This is a genomic window from Enterobacter sp. 342 (assembly GCF_036663495.1).
Taxonomy (GTDB): domain Bacteria; phylum Pseudomonadota; class Gammaproteobacteria; order Enterobacterales; family Enterobacteriaceae; genus Enterobacter.
This window is the reverse complement of the sequence record NZ_JAWUEI010000002.1, coordinates 88,955-109,355: the sequence shown is the minus strand read 5'-3', so window position 1 is coordinate 109,355 and position 20,401 is coordinate 88,955. Positions and strand designations below refer to the sequence as shown.

The following is a 20,401-nucleotide window of genomic DNA, read 5'->3' as shown; positions in this document are numbered from 1 at the left end:
CGTCCTTCCTTTCTGCTAGTTTTCTATCCCGCTGTTTTTCAACGCCACTCTCTCGGCAATTTTGAGGAAAGGCAGGTAGAAGAATACACCAAAAACAATGATTGCCAACTGCACCACCACCGCACGCCAGTCTCCTGCTGTCGCCAGCCAGGCACTCAGGATGGGTGGCGTTGTCCAGGGGATCATCACTACACAGCGCGACATTAATCCCAGCGTGGTACAGAGCCAGGCAAAGTAGATGCCAATAGCAGGCAAAAGTACAAAGGGGATCATCAACGGCAAATTAAACACAATTGGCAAGCCAAAAATGACCGGCTCGTTGATGTTGAACAGGCCAGGCGCCAGCGACAGGCGCGCCACCTGTTTCGCCGATTTTTGGCGCGAGAAGATAAAAATTGCTATCAACAGGGAAATGGTACTGCCCGTGCCGCCCACCATGCCAAACGTCGGCACGAAGATGTTATTGATGATGTGTGGTATTGGCTGACCGTTAGCAAAGGCCAGCATATTCTCGTTGGTGTTGATTAGCAGGAACGGCTCCAGCACCACGCTATTGACCACCGACTGATGAATTCCAAGCGTGAACAGGAAATTACCAAAACTGTAGATAAAGATCGTGCCCGGCAGACTGGTGTTGATTAGCCGCAGTGGCTGCTGAATAAAGGTAGTGATCAGGTGGATCAAATCCGTATGCAGTACGCTTGCCAGCAGCGCTGCCAGTACCGCAAACAGAGAGAGCGTGAGAATAGTCGGGATGAGCGCGGTAAAGGATTTACTCACCGCGGGTGGCACATTTTCCCCGAGCGAAATATGCAGTGCTTTCAGGCGCGAAATAGCAATAAACAACTCCGTTGAAAGCAAACCTATCAACACCCCGGCGAAAATCCCGGTGGAGCCGATATTGGCAAACGTCAGCACCTGGGTGACGTTCACCGTGGTATCGCTGCCGACGGGCGTGAGCTGTAAGCGCATCGGCATCATGATGATAAAACTGCTGACCGCGATAACCACTGCCGAGACCGGATTGTCGAAATCTTTGTTACGCGCCAGCGACCAGGCAATCATTGGAGCCAATAGCAGAGCAGCGATATTCAGCGTACCGTTGATTATCGCCTCCCCCCACAGCTTACATTGTGCCAGCGTGTCGCCTTCAAAGATCCACGGAAACACCACATTATTCACCAGCACCGCCAGACCCGCGAGGATGAAAATCGGCATTACCGTGGCGAAAGCATCGCGCAGGGAACGCAAGTGCACCTGGTTTGCCAGACGCGCCGAGAACTCTACAAATTTATCGACAAAGGACTGCATATGCGGTGTTATTTTTGTTTCAGACATAGCGGATATTTCCCATCAATCAGTCACAAAAACGGCCCGGCAGCGTACAACTTACATCTCGCGTCCGTTGGTATGGATAACCTGTTTTAACCACGCGTAACTTTTCTTCGGCACACGTTTCAGGTCTTTCAGGTCGTGGTTTTCCCGGTTGACGTAAACCACACCGTAGCGTTTACGCATGTCCCCCTGAGAGCTGAGAATGTCGATGAGGCCCCAGCCGAGATAGCCCATCACTTCTGCACCATCTTCAAAGATCGCTTCTTTCATGGCCTCGATATGCGCCCGGTGATAGTCGATACGGTAGGTATCTTCGATCGGATTTACACCATCCCAGGACTCGATCACCCCAATGCCGTTTTCGATCGGGAAGACCGGCATGCGCCAGTCATTGGCATAACGCGTGATGATGGTGCGGAACCCGAGCGGATCTATCTGCCAGTTCCATTCGGTAGCCTTCAGGTACGGATTATTTTTCTCACCCTGCAGCAGGTAATAATTAACCGGTGTGCCTTCGGGGATTGCATCACTGTCCAGGGTTTTACTGGCGTAGTAGCTGAACGCCATAAAGTCGTTTTTAGTACGCGCCAAAAGCTGGAGATCGTCAGCACGGTAGATGTCACTAAAGCCTTCCTGTTCCACCACTGCCAACACCGCCGGGCTGTAGCCCTGGCCGGCAAAGACGCGCAGCAGGTTCTGGTTGAGGAACTCGTCGTATTGTTGCGCACAGAATATATCGCGCGGTTTGCAGGTGGCCGGATAGATCAACTGATGCGCCAGCATGCCGCCCATCAATTTTCCCGGTTTAGTCTGGTGCAGATACTCAGTCAACGCCATGTGCGCCACCATTGTATGGTGCTGTAGCTCATACAACTCGCGCAGGGTTTTCTCCCCTTTCATATAGCCGGAAATCCGGAAAGCTTCCGGCATATGGAAGATGTTCTGCTCGTTGAAGGTCAGCCAGTACTTCACGCGATCACCGAAGCAGTCGATCATCTTTTTGCCATAACGGATAAAGGCATCCATCACATGGCGATCATTAAAACCGTTGTACTCCTGCGCCAGCGCCAGAGGCATATCGAAGTGATAGAGACAAATCATCGGCTCTATACCACGAGCAATCAGATCGTCAATAAAGCGGTCGTAAAAGGCGATACCTTCGTCATTAAAATCACCATCTCCCTGCGGGCAGACGCGGCTCCAGGCGATCTGAAAGCGATAGCAATTCATGCCCAGGTCCTGCATCAGGTCAAAATCTTCCCGATAACGGTGGTAAGAGTCTGTTGCGACTTTCCAGTCCGAGACGTTTTCCCCGGCCTCACGAATGTCATACACCGACATCCCCTTCCCGCCCTCGTTCCATGCACCTTCCGTCTGCATGCTCGATACCGAGTTACCCCATAAAAAGTTGGCTGGCAGTAATTGATTCATCGTCCCCTCTCATATGACTAGTCATTTAAAGTTACATGACTAGTCATATAGGCGAAGATGAAAAATCAATCAAAGAGGAAGATCGTTTTTTGTGAGCAATGCGAGGAAAAAAACCCGGTGATCAAGCCGCCACCGGGATAAGAAAGGTTACTGTTGCATTAACTGATTGCGGCGATATTCCCCCTGCCGCTCCAGCATCCAGCCAGGATATTCGCGTGGCAACGCGCTTACGGCATCGAGCTGTTTTAGCTCTTGTTCGCTCAGGCTGATCCCGGTCGCGGCAATATTATCGTCCAGTTGCTCAACGCGTTTGGCACCAATAATCACGCTGGTCACGGCTTTTTGATGCAGCAGCCACGCCAGCGCGATTTGCGCCACGGAGCCCCCCTTGCTTTCGGCGATAGTGCGCATCACGTCCACGCAGTCGAAGGCGCGCTCTTTATTCACCGGAGGGAAATCGAACTCCAGACGACGGCCACCCGCTTCACTTTGCCCGTCACGTTCATATTTTCCGCTCAGAAGACCGCCCGCCAGCGGGCTCCAGACCATCAGTCCAACTCCTTCGCTCTGCATCATCGGTACCAGCTCACGTTCAAGGTCGCGTCCGGCAATGGTGTAATACGCCTGCAGAGATGCGAAACGCGCCAGCCCAAGACGTTCAGAAATACCGAGCGCTTTGGTAATTTGCCACGCCGCCCAGTTCGATACGCCGATATAACGTACATGGCCGTGCTGCACCAGATTATCCAGCGCATAGAGCATCTCTTCGATGGGAGTTGCTGGGTCAAAACCGTGTAGCTGATAGAGATCGATATGATCGAGCTGGAGGCGGCGCAGGCTCTCTTTTACGCTGCTGATGATGTGGTAGCGGGAACTGCCGCGTGAGTTCACCCCCGCCGTGCCCGTTTCACCGAACACTTTGGTGGCAACCACCACGTTCTCACGCGGTATTTTCAGGTTTTTCAGCGCCTGACCGGTGATCTCCTCTGAGCGTCCTTCAGAGTAAACGTCCGCGGTGTCGATAAAGTTTATCCCGGCGTCCAGCGCGCGACCCACAAGCTGCTCGGCGTCGCGTTGCTGCAGTTGACCAATCTTGCCCCACATCCCCCCTTCTCCGCCGAAGGTCATGGTGCCGAGGCACAGTTCGGAAACAAACAGACCGGTATTGCCCAGTTTTTGATAACGCATACGACACACCTCTCAATGTTCATTCAATGGCGACCAGAGAGTTATACCTCTCTGGTTCTCATTGCGAATGTGTCGTTTCTGTCTATTTCTTGCCCATTTCTCTAAAGCAGTAAAAAGCCTGCCAGTGCCGCCCAAATCAACATTGGGATCGACCAGACATGGAAGCGCCACCAGATACGGCGATCGTTAGCCATACGCAGGGCAATCAGATTGGCCAGAGAACCGGGCAGGAGCCCAAATCCGCCGATGTTAACTGCCCAGGCCAGGAGCGTGTCAGGTGGCACATAGTTGAGCAGCAGAATGGTGGCCGGCACATTACTGATAAACTGAGACAGGCCAATCGCCGTCAGCCACAAACCAGGCTGGGGAAGCGTGCTGACACTGTGAAGAACGTTTTGCAGTACCGGAAGCTGGATAAGGAGATGCACATCAATAAACATCGCCATGAAGACCAGCAATAACGTCCAGTCCACGCTCACCAGAACGCGCCGCGCCAGGAGGACAAACCCCGCGGCCACGAGCAGGACACCCACCAGCTCATATTTCAGCTCCAGCGCGAACAGAAAGACGATATACAGTCCCAGGCAGCTCCAGACAAGACGAGGTTGCCACTGTGGACCCATTGTTCCGCTGTGGTATTGCAGTTTTTTATCAGGAAACGCAAACCAGCAAACCGCCAGTAGCGACAACATCATCACCAGTGCCAGCGGGGCCATCTGCCAGGTAAATACGGCAAACGACAACCCGGAACGTCCCCAGAGGAGGATATTTTGTGGGTTACCAATGGGAGTCAAAAGAGAACCGGCATTCACGGCCAGCGCTTCAAAGATGATCAGCCTGCTTACCGGGATCTCACAAAGCTTTCGCAGCGTGAGCGTGAGGGGCACGATGATAAACAGTGCTACGTCGTTGGTCAAAAAGGTCGACAGCACCGCAGCAGAGAAGACCATAAACAGTGACAACTTACGCTCGGTGGCAAAGCGGCGCACCATTTTGCGTCCCAGCACGTCAAAATAGCCGCTCAGCTCAACACCTTTAGTGAGCATCATTAAACCGCTCAGGGTAATGATGGTTCGCCAGTCAATCGCCGCAGGCCAGGCATGTGGCGCAAAAGGGACAAAGAAGCTCAACCCTGCGCCAACAACTAATAAGAGATGAAAGAAACGGTCGCGTGCCAGGGCTTGTAATCCAGGAATATTCATTCAGCGGAGGAACCATATTTAAGAGTAAATTCACGAAACTTCACCAGCGTCTCTTCGCTAACGTGGTGTTCCATTCCTTCCGCATCCCGGCGGGCGATCTCCGGACTTACACCCAGTACCAGTAAAAAGTTCTCAACGAGCTGATGGCGCTCGCGGCTCTCCTGCGCAAGCTTGTCCCCTTCCGGCGTCAGGAAAACACCGCGCCAGGGAATCATTTCAATGAGCCCCACAGAAGCCAGTCGCTTTAACATTTTAGCAACGGTAGGTTGCGAAACCCCCAGTCTGGCAGCCATATCAACCTGACGCGCTTCCCCGACCTCACGGATCAGATCGGAAATCAACTCCACATAATCATCAATCAGTTCACGTCGGTGCGCTTCACGTACCTGGCGGAACCCTTCAACGTGCTCTTCAACATTCACCAGTTGCGTCGTTTTTCTCATCGTTGGCTTACCTGCGCGACGGTTCATTGTACTTCCTCAGTGGGGTGACGCTTCCAGCGCCCGGTATCGAGAGCGCACATTGTAAACCATCACTCTGTAAGCACAAAAAATTAACGAAATAGCCATAGCTATACAATATAGCCTGTGCTATATCTGTATGTAATGCAGTCACCCTTCATGGATCGAAGGGATCTAAAATCAGGAGGTCTTATGAACGAATTCAAGAGGTGTATGACCGTGTTTACTCACTCCCCCTTTAAAGTGCGCTTAATGCTGTTGAACATGCTGTGCGATATGTTTAGCAACAAACCGCAACAGGACGATAAACCTTCTCACTAAGCGGCGTTGCGGTACGCCGCTTCATTTTTCCGTCATAATCCCTCTGTACGATGGCGTTTAGCCGCCTTATTCCCGATCTTTTTTACGGATTTGCAGTCCCCTTCGCAAAACATCTGCTTAGCAACTGTTGATATTATTTACTACTCGCACTATCTTCTTGCAGCCCTGCACAATTTGCGGCTCGCTGAAGCGGACCCTCATTCCCTCTCCACGCACTGTCAGGCAGGTTATGACCCTTGACGCCAGGGTGAGCACATGGCGTTTTTATCCATGATAGTGACCTATGAATTTAACCCTGATAGATACTGTTGTTACCCGCAGCCGGGCCCTAAACCCGTGGACGGGGTTTTACTTTTTGCAGTCATTGCTGATTAACTTTGCGCTTGGCTATCCCTTTAGTCTGCTCTATGCGGTCGCTTTCACCTGCATTTTGCATTTGCTATGGCGAGCCGCACCGCGCGCGCAAAAAACGTTAATCGGGATCTGCTCGCTGGTTGCTGCGCTCTATTTCCCGTTTGGTCAGGCGTACGGCTCACCAAACTTTAATACCCTGCTCGCGCTGCACTCGACCAACATGGAAGAGTCGACGGAGATCCTGACGATCTTCCCATGGTACAGCTACGTGGTTGGGCTCTTTATTTTCGCGTTGGGCGTTATCGCCATCCGTCGTCAGTCGGGCGAGAAAAAATCCTGGGGTAAGATCGAAATACTCTGTCTGGTGTTCAGCATTGCCGTGGCGTTTGTCGCCCCTATCCAGAATATTCCCTGGGACGGTAAGCTAAGGCTCATCAATATCGGCTATCCAGTTTTCCGCTTCGTGAAAGACGTCGTAGTCAATAATAAAGAGGTTCTCGACGAGCAGGCCCGCATGGCTGAACTTTCCAATATGAAAGACACCTGGAACGTGCTGGCTGTTAAGCCGAAATATCACACCTATGTGGTGGTGATTGGCGAAAGCGCGCGTCGCGATGCCATGGGGGCGTTTGGTGGACACTGGGATAACACGCCGTTTGCCAGTTCGGTTAATGGCACACTGTTTACCGATTATGTCGCGGCCAGCGGTTCAACGCAGAAATCGCTCGGTCTGACGCTCAACCGTGTGGTTGATGGCAAACCACAATACCAGGATAACTTTGTCACGCTGGCAAACCGCGCAGGTTTTCAGACATGGTGGTTCTCCAATCAGGGGCAAATTGGTGAATACGATACGGCCATCGCCAGTATCGCTAAGCGTGCTGATGAAGTGCAGTTCCTGAAGAGCGGCGACTTTGAAGCCGATAAAAATACGAAAGATGAAGCGCTGCTGAAAATGACGTCGCAGGTCTTTGCCACCCCGCGTACGCAGCCTCAGTTGATTGTCCTGCACCTGATGGGATCGCATCCGCAGGCCTGCGATCGCACTGGTGGGAAGTACGCCGAGTTCGTGCAGTCCAAAGAGACCTCTTGTTATCTCTATACCATGACGCAAACCGACGACCTGCTCAGCAAGTTGTACGAGCAGTTACGCAATACGGGCGACAGCTTCTCGCTGGTCTATTTCTCAGATCACGGGCTGGCGTTTAAAGAACGTGGAAAAGAGGTGCAGTATCTGGCGCACGATGACAAGTTCCAGCAGAACTTCCAGGTACCCTTTATGGTGCTGTCGAGTGACGATAAAAAACATCGCGTCATCAAAGCCCGACGTTCAGCAAATGATTTTCTGCAGTTCTTCTCTCAGTGGACGGGGATCTCTGCCGAGCAGATAAAAACGGCTTACCCATTTGTTTCAGGTAAGAAAGCTCCCCCAGTTTACGTTACCAACTTCAAGTTACAGAAAGTTGACTACAACCATCTGGGCACGGATATCTTCGATATAAAGAGTAAGTAAGCATTACCCTCTTCCACGGAAGAGGGTACAAAGACAAAAAAAATCCGCCACATTGGGCGGATTTTTTATTAGCTCACCGGAGTGATTAGAAGCGGTAACCTACGCCCGCGATCCAGGTGCCAACGTCAACGTTGCGGATACGGCTCTGCTCATAAGAGAAGTCCAGAGCAACGTCCTGGATTGGGTTGAACTGCAGGCCTGCGCCATAGGAGAAGCCGTAGTCGCTGTTGCTTGCAGTGCGGTTCAGACCCTGGTTTTCGGTCTGCTGGAATTTACCGTAGCCAACACCTACAACACCGTAGATGCTTGCCCAGTCGTTCAGACGGTAAGCTGGACCAGCAGTGATACCGTAGTACTGACCTTTGTTGTATGCGCCGTTCTCAGAACGATCTTTCTCGGTGTAAGTGAAAGAACCGATCACGCCCAGCGGGTTGTTATCCTGCTCGTAGCGATACTTCAGGTTGAAACCGTTAGCTTTGTTCATCACGCCCTGATAGTCGCTCTGAGCGTAACCACCGGTAACGGTAGAAGTAGCAGCTACAGCGGTACCTGCGGAAACAGCCAGTACAGCGGCCAGTGCTGAAAGACATGCAATTTTTTTCATAACCACCTCAAATGTGCTTCAAGTAAGTCCGTAAGTTTTAAATATATCAAAAAAATTTGCGAAACTCTTTGTGATTCGTGATGTCTAAAGGTTCCTTTCCTGTAACAGAACATTTCCAGCTTCAGCTATCTCTTTCAAATCACATGCAATTTTCACTACAAAACGCCCATAGTGCGCGCCTGCGCTGTTACATTCATCCAGATTATTCCTAATCTGACAGGCGATAAATCCAACAACGCTTAACCATTTTACGGATTTCACGTGGTTTTTTTTCAACGGCGTCTCAACCGTTGCAACATAATTCCTTTACACTGCAACCTTTACTTCATTTGACATAAGCTGACAGGAGAAAGGATGCCTGGGTTATCCCGCACATCGTCGGTCTGGTTGCCGGTAGCAGTCATACTCATAGCAATGTTGTCCATTCAAAGTGGTGCCTCGCTGGCAAAATCGCTTTTTCCGCTGGTTGGTGCCCCTGGAGTCACTGCCCTGCGTATCGTGTTGGGTACGGCAATACTGGTGGTTATTTTCAAACCCTGGCGTTTACGCTTCAAAAAAGAGCAGCGTTTACCCCTGCTATTTTATGGTTTGTCCCTGGGGGCAATGAACTATCTGTTCTATCTCTCCATCCAGACAATACCTCTGGGGATCGCCGTTGCGCTGGAATTTACCGGCCCGCTGGCCGTGGCACTCTTCTCCTCGCGTCGGCCGGTGGATTTTATCTGGGTCGTGTTAGCCGTTCTGGGGTTATGGTTCTTGCTGCCGCTGGGTCAGAATGTTTCTGAGATTGATCTGACAGGCGCGGCGCTGGCCTTAGGTGCAGGCGCCTGCTGGGCTATCTATATACTCACGGGTCAACGCGCTGGGGAAGAGCATGGCCCGGCAACCGTCGCATTGGGTTCACTGATTGCGGCTATCGTGTTTGTGCCCATCGGTATGGCCCAGGCAACAGAATCTATCTGGCAATGGTCAGTTATGCCGATTGGGCTGGCGGTCGCTATTCTCTCTACAGCACTCCCCTATTCTCTGGAGATGATTGCCCTTACGCGCCTGCCGACGCGCATATTTGGCACCCTGATGAGTATGGAGCCTGCGCTCGCCGCAATCTCCGGGATGGTGTTTCTTGGCGAAACCCTGACATTGACCCAGACGCTGGCGCTCTGCTCGATTATTGCGGCCTCAATGGGATCGACGCTGACCATGCGTTCTGAACCTAAAGTTGAAAAGGTCAATATCAACTAAGGTCTTATATTCTGCATGGCTTCACCGCCATGCAGAATAAAGGCCAGGTCGACAGGCGTTATAATTTCACACACAGTTTGTCATATTATCGAAATATGCTCCTTCCCCCGCCAACCCCAGTAACAAATTAAGATCAATCCGTATCATATTGTGAATAACCATTTAATTTCAATAAGTTAAATTCTCAACTCTCTTATCTCTATTAAACTGATAGGTACAGCCAAACCGCAGACAAAAAAACCGATGCTATACTTAGTTCCGTAATTACCTGGGACATAAACATCAAGAGGATATGAGATTATGAGTACCGCTAAACTGGTGAAAACGAAAGCGTCTAATCTGCTTTATACCCGTAACGATGTATCGGATAGCGACAAAAAAGCGACCATTGAGTTGTTGAATCGCCAGGTGATCCAGTTCATCGATCTTTCGCTGATCACCAAACAAGCCCACTGGAATATGCGCGGTGCAAACTTTATTGCCGTTCATGAAATGCTGGATGGCTTCCGTACTGCTCTGGTCACCCACCTTGATACGATGGCCGAACGTGCCGTTCAGTTAGGTGGTGTGGCATTGGGTACCACACAGGTGATTAACAGTAAAACACCACTGAAAAGTTACCCGCTGGATATCCATACCGTTCAGGATCACCTGAAAGAGCTTGCAGACCGCTACGCGATAGTCGCAAACGATGTACGTAAAGCGATTAGCGAAGCAAAAGATGAAGACACAGCTGATATCTTCACCGCCGCTTCTCGTGATCTGGACCAATTCCTGTGGTTCATTGAATCTAACATCGAATAATTCATCGGAATTTTCTCTTCAACCCTCGCCTGTGGCGAGGGTTTTGCACATCTATGGTGCACGTTTTTTCCCTGAGACAGTGCAAACGTGAAAAAATTGTAATAATCACCTCACACAACCGTTAACGAGAGATTGTTTTTTCGTCAGAATTTACGCTAAATATCTCTCCGTCAGTTGCCCCAAACGAAGCGCACCAAAACAGTGCTCCACTTTGGTGCAATCAGCCATCATTGCCCTGTTTATTGTGCAATGCATGACATCATCCCCTTTGCAAAACAACAAGTTGTAAAGTTGGCACGATTTTTTCATTGTGCCACATGTTCTCGCAGGGGATCGCCCCGTGGATATAAAAGGAAATGCTATGAAGTCTGTATTAAAAGTTTCACTGGCTGCACTTACCCTGGCTTTTGCGGTGTCTTCTCAGGCTGCCGACAAACTGGTTGTGGCGACCGACACGGCGTTCGTTCCGTTTGAATTCAAACAGGGTGATAAATACGTTGGTTTTGATGTGGATTTGTGGGCTGCTATCGCAAAAGAACTCAAACTGGATTACACCCTGAAGCCAATGGACTTCAGCGGCATCATCCCGGCACTGCAAACCAAAAACGTTGATCTGGCTCTGGCCGGTATCACCATCACTGATGAACGTAAAAAAGCCATCGACTTCTCTGACGGCTACTACAAAAGCGGCCTGCTGGTCATGGTTAAAGCCGACAATAACGACGTAAAAAGCGTGAAAGATCTCGACGGTAAAGTGGTTGCAGTGAAGAGCGGCACCGGTTCTGTTGATTACGCAAAAGCAAATATCAAAACTAAAGACCTGCGTCAGTTCCCGAACATCGACAACGCGTACATGGAACTCGGCACCAACCGTGCTGATGCTGTTCTGCATGATACACCAAACATCCTGTACTTCATCAAAACAGCAGGCAACGGCAAGTTCAAAGCTGTCGGTGAATCTCTGGAAGCACAGCAGTACGGTATCGCGTTCCCTAAAGGCAGCGATGACCTGCGTACAAAAGTTAACGGTGCGCTGAAAACGCTGAAAGAGAACGGCACCTACAACGAAATCTACAAAAAATGGTTCGGTACTGAGCCTAAATAATAATACGTAAAAATGACGTTCACTCGGGGGCGACCTTTCGCCCCTGATATTTTTGAAACACGGTAACAGTAACAGGAAATTATCATGCAGTTTGACTGGAGCGCCATCTGGCCTGCCATTCCTATCTTGCTTGAAGGCGCTAAGATGACCCTGTGGATTTCGGTCCTGGGTCTGGTTGGTGGGTTGATTATCGGTCTTGTCGCCGGTTTCGCCCGCACCTACGGTGGCTGGATTGCAAACCACATCGCACTGGTTTTCATCGAAGTGATCCGCGGCACCCCTATTGTCGTGCAGGTCATGTTCATCTACTTCGCCCTGCCAATGGCCTTCACCGACCTGCGTATCGATCCGTTCAGCGCGGCCGTTGTGACCATTATGATCAACTCAGGAGCCTACATCGCAGAAATTACCCGCGGTGCGGTTCTGTCGATTCATAAAGGTTTCAGTGAAGCGGGTCTGGCGTTAGGTCTTTCTCGTCGCGAAACGATCCGCCACGTGATTTTGCCTCTGGCACTTCGCCGTATGCTGCCACCACTCGGTAACCAGTGGATCATCAGCATTAAAGATACGTCGCTGTTCATCGTTATCGGCGTGGCTGAGCTGACCCGTCAGGGGCAGGAGATCATTGCTGGCAACTTCCGCGCGCTGGAAATCTGGAGTGCGGTGGCCGTTGTCTACCTGATCATTACTCTGGTTCTGAGCTTCGTTCTGCGTCGTCTTGAAAGAAGGATGAAAATCCTGTGATTGAATTTAAAAACGTTTCCAAGCACTTTGGTCCAACCCAGGTGCTGCACAATATTGATCTGAACATCAAACAAGGTGAAGTGGTGGTCATCATCGGGCCATCCGGTTCCGGTAAATCGACGCTGCTGCGCTGCATCAACAAGCTGGAAGAGATCACCAGCGGCGATCTGATCGTCGATGGCCTGAAAGTGAACGACCCGAAAGTCGACGACCGTCTGATTCGTCAGGAAGCGGGCATGGTGTTCCAGCAGTTCTACCTGTTCCCGCACCTGACGGCGCTGGAGAACGTGATGTTTGGTCCGCTGCGTGTGCGCGGTGCCAACAAAACGGCGGCGGAAGCGCTGGCAAAAGATCTGCTCGCTAAAGTCGGTCTGGCAGAACGTGCGCACCACTACCCTTCCGAGCTGTCCGGCGGTCAACAGCAGCGTGTGGCTATCGCCCGCGCGCTGGCGGTCAAACCAAAAATGATGCTGTTTGATGAGCCAACCTCTGCGCTTGACCCGGAACTTCGCCACGAAGTACTGAAAGTCATGCAGGATCTGGCAGAAGAAGGGATGACGATGGTGATCGTGACCCACGAAATCGGCTTTGCTGAGAAAGTTGCGTCCCGTCTGATCTTCATTGATAAAGGCCGTATCGCGGAAGACGGTAACCCGCAGGAATTGATTGCGAACCCGCCAAGCCAGCGTTTGCAGGAGTTCCTGCAGCACGTCTCCTGATCCTCGTTCTTTCGCTTCACACAGAGCCGGGCATGCCCGGCTTTTTTACGCCAGATTGTTCCCAAAAACTCCCCTCCGACCCTCGCACTCTATACTTATCATTTTGCACACTATTTTCACCGGAGGGCACCGTGCCGTGGATCCTGCTGCTGTTGATAAGCCTGTTTAGTGCGCCATCGCTCGCTGTGGCGATCCCCGGGGTCACTGCCGGAACGGCCTCTACACAGCCAGGTTCGCCTCCTCCGGAGCCGGATGTTGAACAAAAAAAAGCGGCTTACAGTGCGCTTGCTGACCTCCTTGAAAACGACTCCTCACGGAAAGAGTTAATTGATCAGCTGCGGAAAACCGCCGCCACGCCTCCGCAGGAGAGCGTTCCGCCCCTCGCTCCTTCACAAGTGGAGGAGCAAAAAACGGTGCTGGAAAACGTCACCGACGTCAGTCGCCACTATGGTGAAGCCCTCTCCTCTCGTTTTGCCCAGCTTTACCGCAACCTGATTGGCTCACCGCATAAGCCCTTTAATCCAAAAACGTTTACCACTGCCGCTACACAGTTCCTGATGCTGGCCGGCGCGGTATTTCTCTTTTACTGGCTGGTGCGTCTGTGCGCGTGGCCGCTGTACCGTAAGATGGGACAATGGGGACGCAGGAAGAATCAGCAGAAAAACAGCTGGCTGCACCTGCCGTTAATGATAGCCTCAGCGTTTATCATCGATTTACTGCTGCTGGCGTTGACGCTGTTTTTAGGCCAGATGCTGGCCGACAAGCTGAATGCTGGCAACAAAACCATCGCCTTCCAGCAATCACTTTTCCTGAATGCCTTTGCCCTGATCGAGTTTTTTAAAGCGCTGTTGCGGTTACTTTTTTGTCCGCGCGTACCGGCGCTACGTCCTTTCTCCATCCGGGATGTGAGCGCAAAATACTGGGCACTGCGTCTGAGCGTGCTCAGCGGGTTAATTGGTTATGGTCTGCTGGTTGCCGTGCCGATCATCTCCAACCAGGTGAACGTCCAGTTTGGGGCGCTGGCAAACGTGCTAATTATGATCTGCATTACCGTCTGGTCGCTGTACCTTATCTTCCATAACAAAAAGGCCATTACTGAGAGCCTGCTGCACCTGGCCGACCGTTCCCTCTCGTTCTTTAGCCTCTTCATTCGCGCTTTTGCGCTGGTGTGGCACTGGCTGGCAAGCGCTTACTTCATCGTACTGTGCTTCTTCTCGCTGTTCGATCCCGGTAACAGCCTGAAATTTATGATGGGGGCGACATTTAAGAGCCTGGCCATTATTGGCGTGGCAGCCTTTATCTCCGGCCTGCTCTCCCGCTGGATCTCGAAAACCATTACCCTCTCACCGCAAGTGCAGCGTAGCTACCCTGAACTGCAAAAACGCGTAAACGGCTGGATGTCGGTATCACTTAAGGTGGCGCGCATTCTGACCGTCTGCGTGGCGATGATGCTGCTTCTGAATGCATGGAGCCTGTTTGATTTCTGGAACTGGCTGCATAACGGTGCGGGTGAAAAAACGGTCGACATTCTGATTCGCATTGCGCTGATTTTGTTCTTCTCAGCCGTCGGCTGGACGTTACTGGCGAGTCTTATTGAGAACCGTCTGGTATCTGATATTCATGGCAGACCGCTGCCCAGCGCCCGTGCCCGAACGTTACTGACTCTGTTCCGCAACGCCCTGGCGGTGATTATCAGCACTATCACCATCATGATTGTGCTCTCGGAAATCGGTGTAAATATCGCCCCGCTGCTGGCGGGGGCAGGTGCTTTGGGGCTGGCGATCTCCTTCGGTTCGCAAACGCTGGTGAAGGATATTATTACCGGCATTTTTATCCAGTTTGAGAATGGAATGAACACGGGCGATCTGGTCACGATTGGGCCATTAACCGGCACGGTAGAGCGGATGTCCATTCGCTCAGTCGGCGTGCGTCAGGACACCGGGGCGTACCACATCATTCCCTGGTCTTCGATCACCACTTTCGCCAACTTTGTGCGCGGTATTGGTTCCGTCGTGGCGAACTATGATGTGGACCGTCATGAAGATGCAGAAAAAGCTAAACAGGCGCTGCGCGACGCGGTAGAAGAACTGATGCAGATGGAAGATATTCGCGGGCTGGTGATCGGGGAGCCGTCATTTGCCGGCATTGTCGGGCTGACAAACACGGCATTTACTCTGCGTGTCTCGTTCACCACGCAACCGCTGAAGCAGTGGACGGTGCGCTTTGCCCTCGACAGCATGGTGAAAAAACACTTTGATCTGGTGAATGTGCGGATGCCTGTGCAGACATATCAGGTGCTGCCACCACCCGCATCGCCGCTCCCACCGCAGGAGCCGACGCTGTAGCCTGGTTGCCGGGTGGCGGCTTCGCCTGACCCGGCCTACGAGACACATTATTTGCGGCGTTTGTTATCGTCCATAAACGACCAGGCGATAAAGCGGCTCTGTTTCTGACCTTGCGCCATCTCTTTTTTCACCACTTTCACGGCACCCGCTTCGGTCAGGGCACGGTAGAGTGGCGGCAGGTTATCCCCACGGGAAACCAGCGTTGTGAACCACTTCACCTGACGACCAAACTGCTTACTTTCATCAATCATGCGCAGGATAAAGGCGACTTCACCGCCCTCGCACCACAACTCCTGCTGCTGTCCGCCAAAGTTCAGCGCCGCATCTTCCGCCTGCCCCAGATTGCGGCGCTTACGTTCGCTCCCAGCACGGGCCGCTGCCGCTGAATCATGGAACGGTGGGTTGCACATCGTGGCATCGTAATTTTCGTTTTTGTGAATAATGCCGTTGAAGATAGAGGCCGCATCTTTCTGACGACGCAAGCGAATGGCGCGGCTTAGCCCAGGGTTGGCGCTGATAATCGCCTGTGCGCTGGCAAATGCCTCAGCGCCGATTTCACTCCCGGTAAAACGCCAGTGATACTCATGAGCGCCAATCAATGGGTAGATCAGATTTGCCCCGGTACCGATATCCAGGACAGTAGCTTGCTGCGGAACAACACCGCCACGATCGTCTGCAAGAAGGTCGGCAAGGTGGTGAATGTAATCAGCACGCCCCGGTACAGGTGGGCAGAGAAAGCCTTCTGGAATATCCCAGTGCGCCACACCGTAAAAATGCGCCAGCAGGGCTTTGTTCAGCATTTTAACTGCCACAGGATCAGCAAAGTTCACCGAAGGCTCGCCCGCAGGCGTCTGGACGATATAGTCCTGCAGTGGAGGGCAGCTCTGGCATAACGCGTTCATATCGTAGCGGCTGCGATGGCGATTTCGTGGGTGCAATCCCGGCTTTTGGGAAGTCATGGCATTCTCCTTTAAACAGCGGCGTAAGATACCCTTTGCGGGCCGAACGGTAAATCTTTCTCTTTGGCGCTCAAAAAAGCGACAAAAATCAATCACCTTTATATCTATGATCTGTCAGTACATTGTCAATTTTTGTTGTTCAAAAAATAAGCAGATCATCATCAAATTTTTGCGCTAAATCACACTCCTCGGGCTTCTAAACTTAAAGGGAATCACCTGTTGTTTCCTCATGAGGATGTGATTATGAAAAAGTATCTAGCCCTTACTGTTATCGCCGCAGCCCTGGCGACCGCGTCATTCTCAGCCATGGCCGTTCAGTCACTGTCTGACAATACCGATACCAGCCAGTTACGACCTGCAGGTACAGTATCGGTAAGTCGTGCAAGCAACCTTGACGATCTGCAAAGTAAACTGGCCGAGAAAGCCCGCCAGGAAGGCGCCAAAGGATTTGAGATTAATTCTGCCAGCGGTGATAACCATATGTTTGGCACGGCGACCATTTACAAGTAATCCAACGTCCACTCAACGCACTGCATCTGCAACACAGGTGCAGTTTTCTTCGCCTGTTTCTTGATTGTTCAATTTTTAACCCCATATTGAGCGTATGCCTTCAACAGATTCCCGGAGGAGATCATGGCTTCAGGTTGGGCGAATGACGACGCCGTTAACGAACAAATCAACAGTACAATTGAAGATGCCGTTGCCCGTGCTCGCGGTGAAATTCCTCGCGGCGAAAGTTTATCGGAATGCGAAGAATGTGGTGAACCTATTCCGGAGGCACGACGTAAGGCCATTCCAGGAGTACGGTTATGCATAACCTGCCAGCAGGATAAAGATTCAAAAATATCATCTCATTCGGGATATAATCGCAGAGGATCGAAAGACAGCCAGTTACGTTGACCTTCCTTTACCTAAGCTAACCACGCAAGCGTATTCCTTTACTCTCACGATTTTTAGTCAAACGCGTAGCAAAATGTGCCCTTCTTCTCTCTTCTGTAAAGCGCTTCAACAAGAAGTGTAAAGTGGCACTTTGAATTTATTAATATTCAATAAGTTATTTGTCATTCAATTTTTTTGAGCGACCACGTCAATTCTCTTCGATTTTATCCTCCGCAAAAAAGCGTGATACTTATCACATCGACGGAACATCGTCCCCTTAACAGAATAACCTGCGAGAGATTAATTATGAAAACCATCAAATATGCTGTTGCTGCTGTTGCCCTGTCCGCTCTGTCTTTTGGTGTATTTGCTGCAGAGCCTGTCTCAACGACTCAGGCCCAGGGCATGAATAAAATCGGTGTGGTAAGTGCAGAAGGCGCGACCACGCTGGACGGTCTGGAAGCCAAACTGGCTGAGAAAGCCGCAGCTGCTGGTGCAAGCGGATACACCATCACCTCCGCTAACACCAATAATAAGCTGAGCGGTACTGCGGTTATTTACAAATAATCGAACGAATTATGCTCCACCCTCACCCGTACCCTCTGGTGAGATGCTCCACCCCTCATTGACCCTGTTGTTACCCTTGCTTGCCCGTCCGCCACTGGACGGGCTTTTTTTTTGCTCAAAACGCCTCTTCAACGCGTTTCAGTCCTGCTTCGAACGTTTCAACTTCCCCGGTAGCCAGCAAACAACAGGCCATCTGTAGCTTGAGGGAATGGGGAACGGGCACATTTCCGGCAAGACACTGCTCAATCCAGTGCGCGGTGGTGTGTGGATCTTTTGCTTCAGGCAGTATCACGCCGCAATTTTCGTCCCCACGCTCCAGAATGGCGCGCGTACCGACGGAATCAATCAGCATCACCTGAGGGCAACGCTGCGGGTTAGCATAAACCTCGCCCTCTGTGCCATGCATCAGCAATGCCCTGCCCCCAATGTCCTCAAAAAATTTACCCACGCGCGCAACATATTCAGGGTGAGAAACACTGGAGAGACGCAGAGCAGCATCTTCGCCAAAAGGTGTCGCCAGTTTCGCCAGGGTATGTGCGCTGTTACGCACTCCCATGCGCCAGCGCATATCAAGCTGCTTTTCCAACGGCGGGCAAAATGCACCCACAGGGATGTAAACCGGTTGATGGCCATCCAGTTTCGCCTGCGCCTGACCAGCATGTCGTGTTGGTGCGATCCCCAGCATCCCGAAAACGGTCTCCGTCAGTACGCGCGTAGGGTCTTCGCTCACACCGTGCACCACCACCGGAAACCCGAGTTTGTGTAATAAGATAGCCAGCAGTGGAGTGAGATTTGCCTGCTTGCGCGCACCGTTATAGCTTGGGATCACAATCGGCATCGGTTTTGCCACCGGCGGCGTTAAGCGCAGCGTATGCGCCTGCATGGCTTCATAGAAGCCGCGCATCTCCGCTTCACCTTCTCCTTTGATACGCAGCGCAATCAGAATGCCCCCCATCTCCAGGTCAGGTACTTCGCCATTGAGCATATGGGTGTAAAGCGCACGAGCGGTTTCATGGTCCAGATCGCGGGCATGGTTTTTCCCGCGCCCTACTTCTTTGATAATTTTGCGATAATCCACGACATCTCTCCTGAAAACATCATCTTGTTAACAATATAGCCCTGAAGAACATCCAGACGTTAGTTTTTTTCAACGGGATCAACCTTCTGTTTTTATGATGAAAAGTGAAACTCAAGCACTATTTCAATTATTTGTAATTCCGCCAGAAGATTCTTAATACGTCATTGTTTGCTTAAATAGCCAGCGGAAAGTCATTAAGGGTCACCGGTGAAAACGTCCAGGCAACGTTCTCACCAGAAACATACCAGGATTTGTTATGAACAAGGTTGCTTTAGGTTTATTCATCGCCGCGACAGTGGGATGTTCTGCATCCGCATTGGCGGCTACAAACGGTGAAGGTCAGATAAACTTCACCGGAGAGATTATTGATTCTGCGTGTCAGGTGGTTAATGGGTTAAGTAATCCATTAAATGTTCAGCTAGGTAAAGTGTCTAAAACGGTATTTACCGGTGCGGGCTCCACCAGCACATTAACAAAGTTCGATATTCAGTTAAAAGATTGTCCGGAAACCGTTACCTCCGCAGCCATTAACTTTGGTGGAACCCCGGATGCAAATAACAACGCTACGTTGGCATTAACGCCAGCTGCGGATGCTGCAACAGGTGTCGCTATTCAACTGGTTGACGCGTCTGAACAACCCGTGAGCCTGTATACACCTTCTCAGCAATATCCGTTAGCCTCCGGCACGACGGTTAATGACCTGATATTCGGCGCACGGTATATTCAAACCGGGGCCGCAATTACCGCAGGTCCAGCTAACTCTGTATCAACCTTTACCGTTATCTATAACTGATATTATCCACCCTGAGGTATTAACGTTTTCATCGACGTTAATATCTCTTCTTTTTTTGAGAAAAAGTTATGCGCCACGGTTATTTACTGAGCACGCTTTTACTGGCAGCCGCCACTGCACATGCAGGTGTTATTATTAATGGCACCCGTCTGGTCTACCAGGGAAATAAAAAGGAATCCTCTCTTGGCGTTTCAAACCCAGATGCGACAGATTATCTGGTACAGTCCTGGGTTGATTCTGGCGGTAGAAACCTGGCCAAAGCCCCCTTTCTGATCACACCACCGCTTTTTCGTCTTGATGCGAAAGAGGATAACGTGCTGCGCGTGGTACGCACCGGCGGAAATTTACCGGAAGATCGCGAATCGCTGTACTGGTTAAATATCAAAGCCATTCCCTCCTCAAAACATGTTGAAGGGATGAATACGCTGCAAATTGCTATCAATACGCGAATTAAATTGTTGTATCGCCCATCGGCCGTTAAAGGTAAACCCGAAGAGGTGGCTGACAAACTTGAGTGGCATCGTGAAGGCAACGATCTGGTCGTGAATAACCCAACGCCTTTCTATATGAATTTCCAGAAGGTGACACTGAATGGTCATAAAGTCGGTAAAGCGACCTGGGCCGTCCCTGAAACGGAAACACATTTTGCATTATCAGGCAACATTGGTGGGTCAACTGTCGCATATTCGATTATTACAGACTACGGCAGTATCAGTCAGACCTGGTCAAAACCCGTCCATTAAAAGCATCTGCAGAT

Annotated in this window: 21 protein-coding genes; 13 read left to right on the top strand and 8 right to left on the bottom strand. The window is 51.1% G+C overall.

Annotated elements, in window-relative coordinates; all coding sequences use genetic code 11:
- Positions 1 to 15 precede the first annotated feature (15 nt).
- The 5 genes from V6E55_RS02555 to mntR form a co-directional block, all read right to left on the bottom strand.
- The gene (locus V6E55_RS02555; protein ID WP_028019357.1) at positions 16 to 1,338 is read right to left on the bottom strand and encodes a PTS sugar transporter subunit IIC; all 1,323 of its coding nucleotides are present in this window, start codon (positions 1,336 to 1,338) and stop codon (positions 16 to 18) included.
- 51 nt (positions 1,339 to 1,389) lie between these two features.
- Positions 1,390 to 2,766, bottom strand: a complete 1,377-nt coding sequence (locus V6E55_RS02550; RefSeq protein ID WP_129996386.1) for a glycoside hydrolase family 1 protein — start codon at positions 2,764 to 2,766, stop codon at positions 1,390 to 1,392.
- Between the two features lie 147 nt (positions 2,767 to 2,913).
- Positions 2,914 to 3,954 (bottom strand): aldo/keto reductase, encoded by a 1,041-nt coding sequence (locus V6E55_RS02545; RefSeq protein ID WP_316942102.1) that lies wholly within the window; start codon positions 3,952 to 3,954, stop codon positions 2,914 to 2,916.
- 101 nt (positions 3,955 to 4,055) lie between these two features.
- Positions 4,056 to 5,156: an anion transporter gene (locus V6E55_RS02540; protein WP_316942101.1), complete on the bottom strand. Its 1,101-nt coding sequence runs from the start codon at positions 5,154 to 5,156 to the stop codon at positions 4,056 to 4,058.
- Positions 5,153 to 5,626 carry a manganese-binding transcriptional regulator MntR gene (gene mntR, locus V6E55_RS02535; RefSeq protein ID WP_114978452.1) on the bottom strand — a complete coding sequence of 158 codons (474 nt, stop codon included), beginning with the start codon at positions 5,624 to 5,626 and terminating at the stop codon, positions 5,153 to 5,155. Before mntR ends, V6E55_RS02540 begins: the two co-directional genes overlap by 4 nt.
- A gap of 183 nt (positions 5,627 to 5,809) precedes the next feature.
- Here mntR and mntS point away from each other — a divergent pair, with 183 nt between their 5' ends.
- Together mntS and V6E55_RS02525 are read left to right on the top strand one after the other, a co-directional pair.
- Positions 5,810 to 5,938, top strand: a complete 129-nt coding sequence (gene mntS, locus V6E55_RS02530) for a manganase accumulation protein MntS (RefSeq protein ID WP_316942100.1) — start codon at positions 5,810 to 5,812, stop codon at positions 5,936 to 5,938.
- A 283-nt stretch (positions 5,939 to 6,221) separates the two neighbouring features.
- Complete coding sequence (locus V6E55_RS02525) at positions 6,222 to 7,805, top strand: phosphoethanolamine transferase (RefSeq protein ID WP_236919768.1); 1,584 nt, start codon at positions 6,222 to 6,224, stop codon at positions 7,803 to 7,805.
- Positions 7,806 to 7,890: 85 nt separating this feature from the next.
- On the opposite strand, the gene ompX is transcribed toward V6E55_RS02525, so the two are convergent.
- A complete protein-coding gene (gene ompX / locus V6E55_RS02520) occupies positions 7,891 to 8,409 on the bottom strand; it encodes an outer membrane protein OmpX (protein WP_024908709.1) in 519 nt (172 codons plus the stop codon).
- A gap of 354 nt (positions 8,410 to 8,763) precedes the next feature.
- Between ompX and rhtA the strand changes: the two genes are divergently transcribed.
- The 6 genes from rhtA (at position 8,764) to ybiO (ending at position 15,368) form a co-directional block, all read left to right on the top strand.
- Entirely contained in the window at positions 8,764 to 9,651 is an 888-nt protein-coding gene (gene rhtA / locus V6E55_RS02515; RefSeq protein ID WP_049005393.1) for a threonine/homoserine exporter RhtA, read from the top strand.
- 300 nt (positions 9,652 to 9,951) lie between these two features.
- The gene (gene dps, locus V6E55_RS02510; protein ID WP_008501171.1) at positions 9,952 to 10,455 is read left to right on the top strand and encodes a DNA starvation/stationary phase protection protein Dps; all 504 of its coding nucleotides are present in this window, start codon (positions 9,952 to 9,954) and stop codon (positions 10,453 to 10,455) included.
- A gap of 361 nt (positions 10,456 to 10,816) precedes the next feature.
- Positions 10,817 to 11,560: a glutamine ABC transporter substrate-binding protein GlnH gene (gene glnH, locus V6E55_RS02505; RefSeq protein ID WP_013097464.1), complete on the top strand. Its 744-nt coding sequence runs from the start codon at positions 10,817 to 10,819 to the stop codon at positions 11,558 to 11,560.
- Positions 11,561 to 11,644: 84 nt separating this feature from the next.
- Positions 11,645 to 12,304 (top strand): glutamine ABC transporter permease GlnP, encoded by a 660-nt coding sequence (gene glnP / locus V6E55_RS02500; protein WP_014169254.1) that lies wholly within the window; start codon positions 11,645 to 11,647, stop codon positions 12,302 to 12,304.
- Positions 12,301 to 13,023, top strand: coding sequence for a glutamine ABC transporter ATP-binding protein GlnQ (glnQ, locus tag V6E55_RS02495; RefSeq protein ID WP_129996391.1), 723 nt, complete (start codon positions 12,301 to 12,303; stop codon positions 13,021 to 13,023). Before glnP ends, glnQ begins: the two co-directional genes overlap by 4 nt.
- A gap of 131 nt (positions 13,024 to 13,154) precedes the next feature.
- Positions 13,155 to 15,368 (top strand): mechanosensitive channel protein, encoded by a 2,214-nt coding sequence (gene ybiO, locus V6E55_RS02490; RefSeq protein ID WP_129996392.1) that lies wholly within the window; start codon positions 13,155 to 13,157, stop codon positions 15,366 to 15,368.
- 47 nt (positions 15,369 to 15,415) lie between these two features.
- Here the strand turns inward: ybiO and rlmF are convergent, their stop codons facing one another.
- A complete protein-coding gene (rlmF, locus tag V6E55_RS02485; RefSeq protein ID WP_165383601.1) occupies positions 15,416 to 16,327 on the bottom strand; it encodes a 23S rRNA (adenine(1618)-N(6))-methyltransferase RlmF in 912 nt (303 codons plus the stop codon).
- Between the two features lie 243 nt (positions 16,328 to 16,570).
- Between rlmF and bhsA the strand changes: the two genes are divergently transcribed.
- The 3 genes from bhsA (at position 16,571) to ybiJ (ending at position 17,773) form a co-directional block, all read left to right on the top strand.
- A complete protein-coding gene (bhsA, locus tag V6E55_RS02480; RefSeq protein ID WP_129996393.1) occupies positions 16,571 to 16,837 on the top strand; it encodes a multiple stress resistance protein BhsA in 267 nt (88 codons plus the stop codon).
- Between the two features lie 123 nt (positions 16,838 to 16,960).
- On the top strand, positions 16,961 to 17,227 hold the full coding sequence (locus tag V6E55_RS02475; RefSeq protein ID WP_129996394.1) for a DksA/TraR family C4-type zinc finger protein: 267 nt from the start codon (positions 16,961 to 16,963) through the stop codon (positions 17,225 to 17,227).
- A 285-nt stretch (positions 17,228 to 17,512) separates the two neighbouring features.
- A complete protein-coding gene (gene ybiJ, locus V6E55_RS02470; RefSeq protein WP_114978443.1) occupies positions 17,513 to 17,773 on the top strand; it encodes a DUF1471 family protein YbiJ in 261 nt (86 codons plus the stop codon).
- Between the two features lie 115 nt (positions 17,774 to 17,888).
- Here the strand turns inward: ybiJ and ybiB are convergent, their stop codons facing one another.
- Positions 17,889 to 18,851 (bottom strand): DNA-binding protein YbiB, encoded by a 963-nt coding sequence (ybiB, locus tag V6E55_RS02465; protein ID WP_129996395.1) that lies wholly within the window; start codon positions 18,849 to 18,851, stop codon positions 17,889 to 17,891.
- A 256-nt stretch (positions 18,852 to 19,107) separates the two neighbouring features.
- Here ybiB and V6E55_RS02460 point away from each other — a divergent pair, with 256 nt between their 5' ends.
- A complete protein-coding gene (locus V6E55_RS02460) occupies positions 19,108 to 19,644 on the top strand; it encodes a fimbrial protein (RefSeq protein WP_114978441.1) in 537 nt (178 codons plus the stop codon).
- A gap of 68 nt (positions 19,645 to 19,712) precedes the next feature.
- Positions 19,713 to 20,387: a fimbrial biogenesis chaperone gene (locus V6E55_RS02455; RefSeq protein ID WP_114978440.1), complete on the top strand. Its 675-nt coding sequence runs from the start codon at positions 19,713 to 19,715 to the stop codon at positions 20,385 to 20,387.
- Positions 20,388 to 20,401: the final 14 nt, after the last annotated feature.

Coding starts and splice junctions, on each gene's coding strand:
- V6E55_RS02555 (WP_028019357.1), bottom strand. CDS start 1,338: ATGTCTGAAACAAAAATAACACCGCATATGCAGTCCTTTGTCGATAAA.
- V6E55_RS02550 (WP_129996386.1), bottom strand. CDS start 2,766: ATGAATCAATTACTGCCAGCCAACTTTTTATGGGGTAACTCGGTATCG.
- V6E55_RS02545 (WP_316942102.1), bottom strand. CDS start 3,954: ATGCGTTATCAAAAACTGGGCAATACCGGTCTGTTTGTTTCCGAACTG.
- V6E55_RS02540 (WP_316942101.1), bottom strand. CDS start 5,156: ATGAATATTCCTGGATTACAAGCCCTGGCACGCGACCGTTTCTTTCAT.
- mntR (WP_114978452.1), bottom strand. CDS start 5,626: ATGAACCGTCGCGCAGGTAAGCCAACGATGAGAAAAACGACGCAACTG.
- mntS (WP_316942100.1), top strand. CDS start 5,810: ATGAACGAATTCAAGAGGTGTATGACCGTGTTTACTCACTCCCCCTTT.
- V6E55_RS02525 (WP_236919768.1), top strand. CDS start 6,222: ATGAATTTAACCCTGATAGATACTGTTGTTACCCGCAGCCGGGCCCTA.
- ompX (WP_024908709.1), bottom strand. CDS start 8,409: ATGAAAAAAATTGCATGTCTTTCAGCACTGGCCGCTGTACTGGCTGTT.
- rhtA (WP_049005393.1), top strand. CDS start 8,764: ATGCCTGGGTTATCCCGCACATCGTCGGTCTGGTTGCCGGTAGCAGTC.
- dps (WP_008501171.1), top strand. CDS start 9,952: ATGAGTACCGCTAAACTGGTGAAAACGAAAGCGTCTAATCTGCTTTAT.
- glnH (WP_013097464.1), top strand. CDS start 10,817: ATGAAGTCTGTATTAAAAGTTTCACTGGCTGCACTTACCCTGGCTTTT.
- glnP (WP_014169254.1), top strand. CDS start 11,645: ATGCAGTTTGACTGGAGCGCCATCTGGCCTGCCATTCCTATCTTGCTT.
- rlmF (WP_165383601.1), bottom strand. CDS start 16,327: ATGACTTCCCAAAAGCCGGGATTGCACCCACGAAATCGCCATCGCAGC.
- bhsA (WP_129996393.1), top strand. CDS start 16,571: ATGAAAAAGTATCTAGCCCTTACTGTTATCGCCGCAGCCCTGGCGACC.
- V6E55_RS02475 (WP_129996394.1), top strand. CDS start 16,961: ATGGCTTCAGGTTGGGCGAATGACGACGCCGTTAACGAACAAATCAAC.
- ybiJ (WP_114978443.1), top strand. CDS start 17,513: ATGAAAACCATCAAATATGCTGTTGCTGCTGTTGCCCTGTCCGCTCTG.
- V6E55_RS02460 (WP_114978441.1), top strand. CDS start 19,108: ATGAACAAGGTTGCTTTAGGTTTATTCATCGCCGCGACAGTGGGATGT.
- V6E55_RS02455 (WP_114978440.1), top strand. CDS start 19,713: ATGCGCCACGGTTATTTACTGAGCACGCTTTTACTGGCAGCCGCCACT.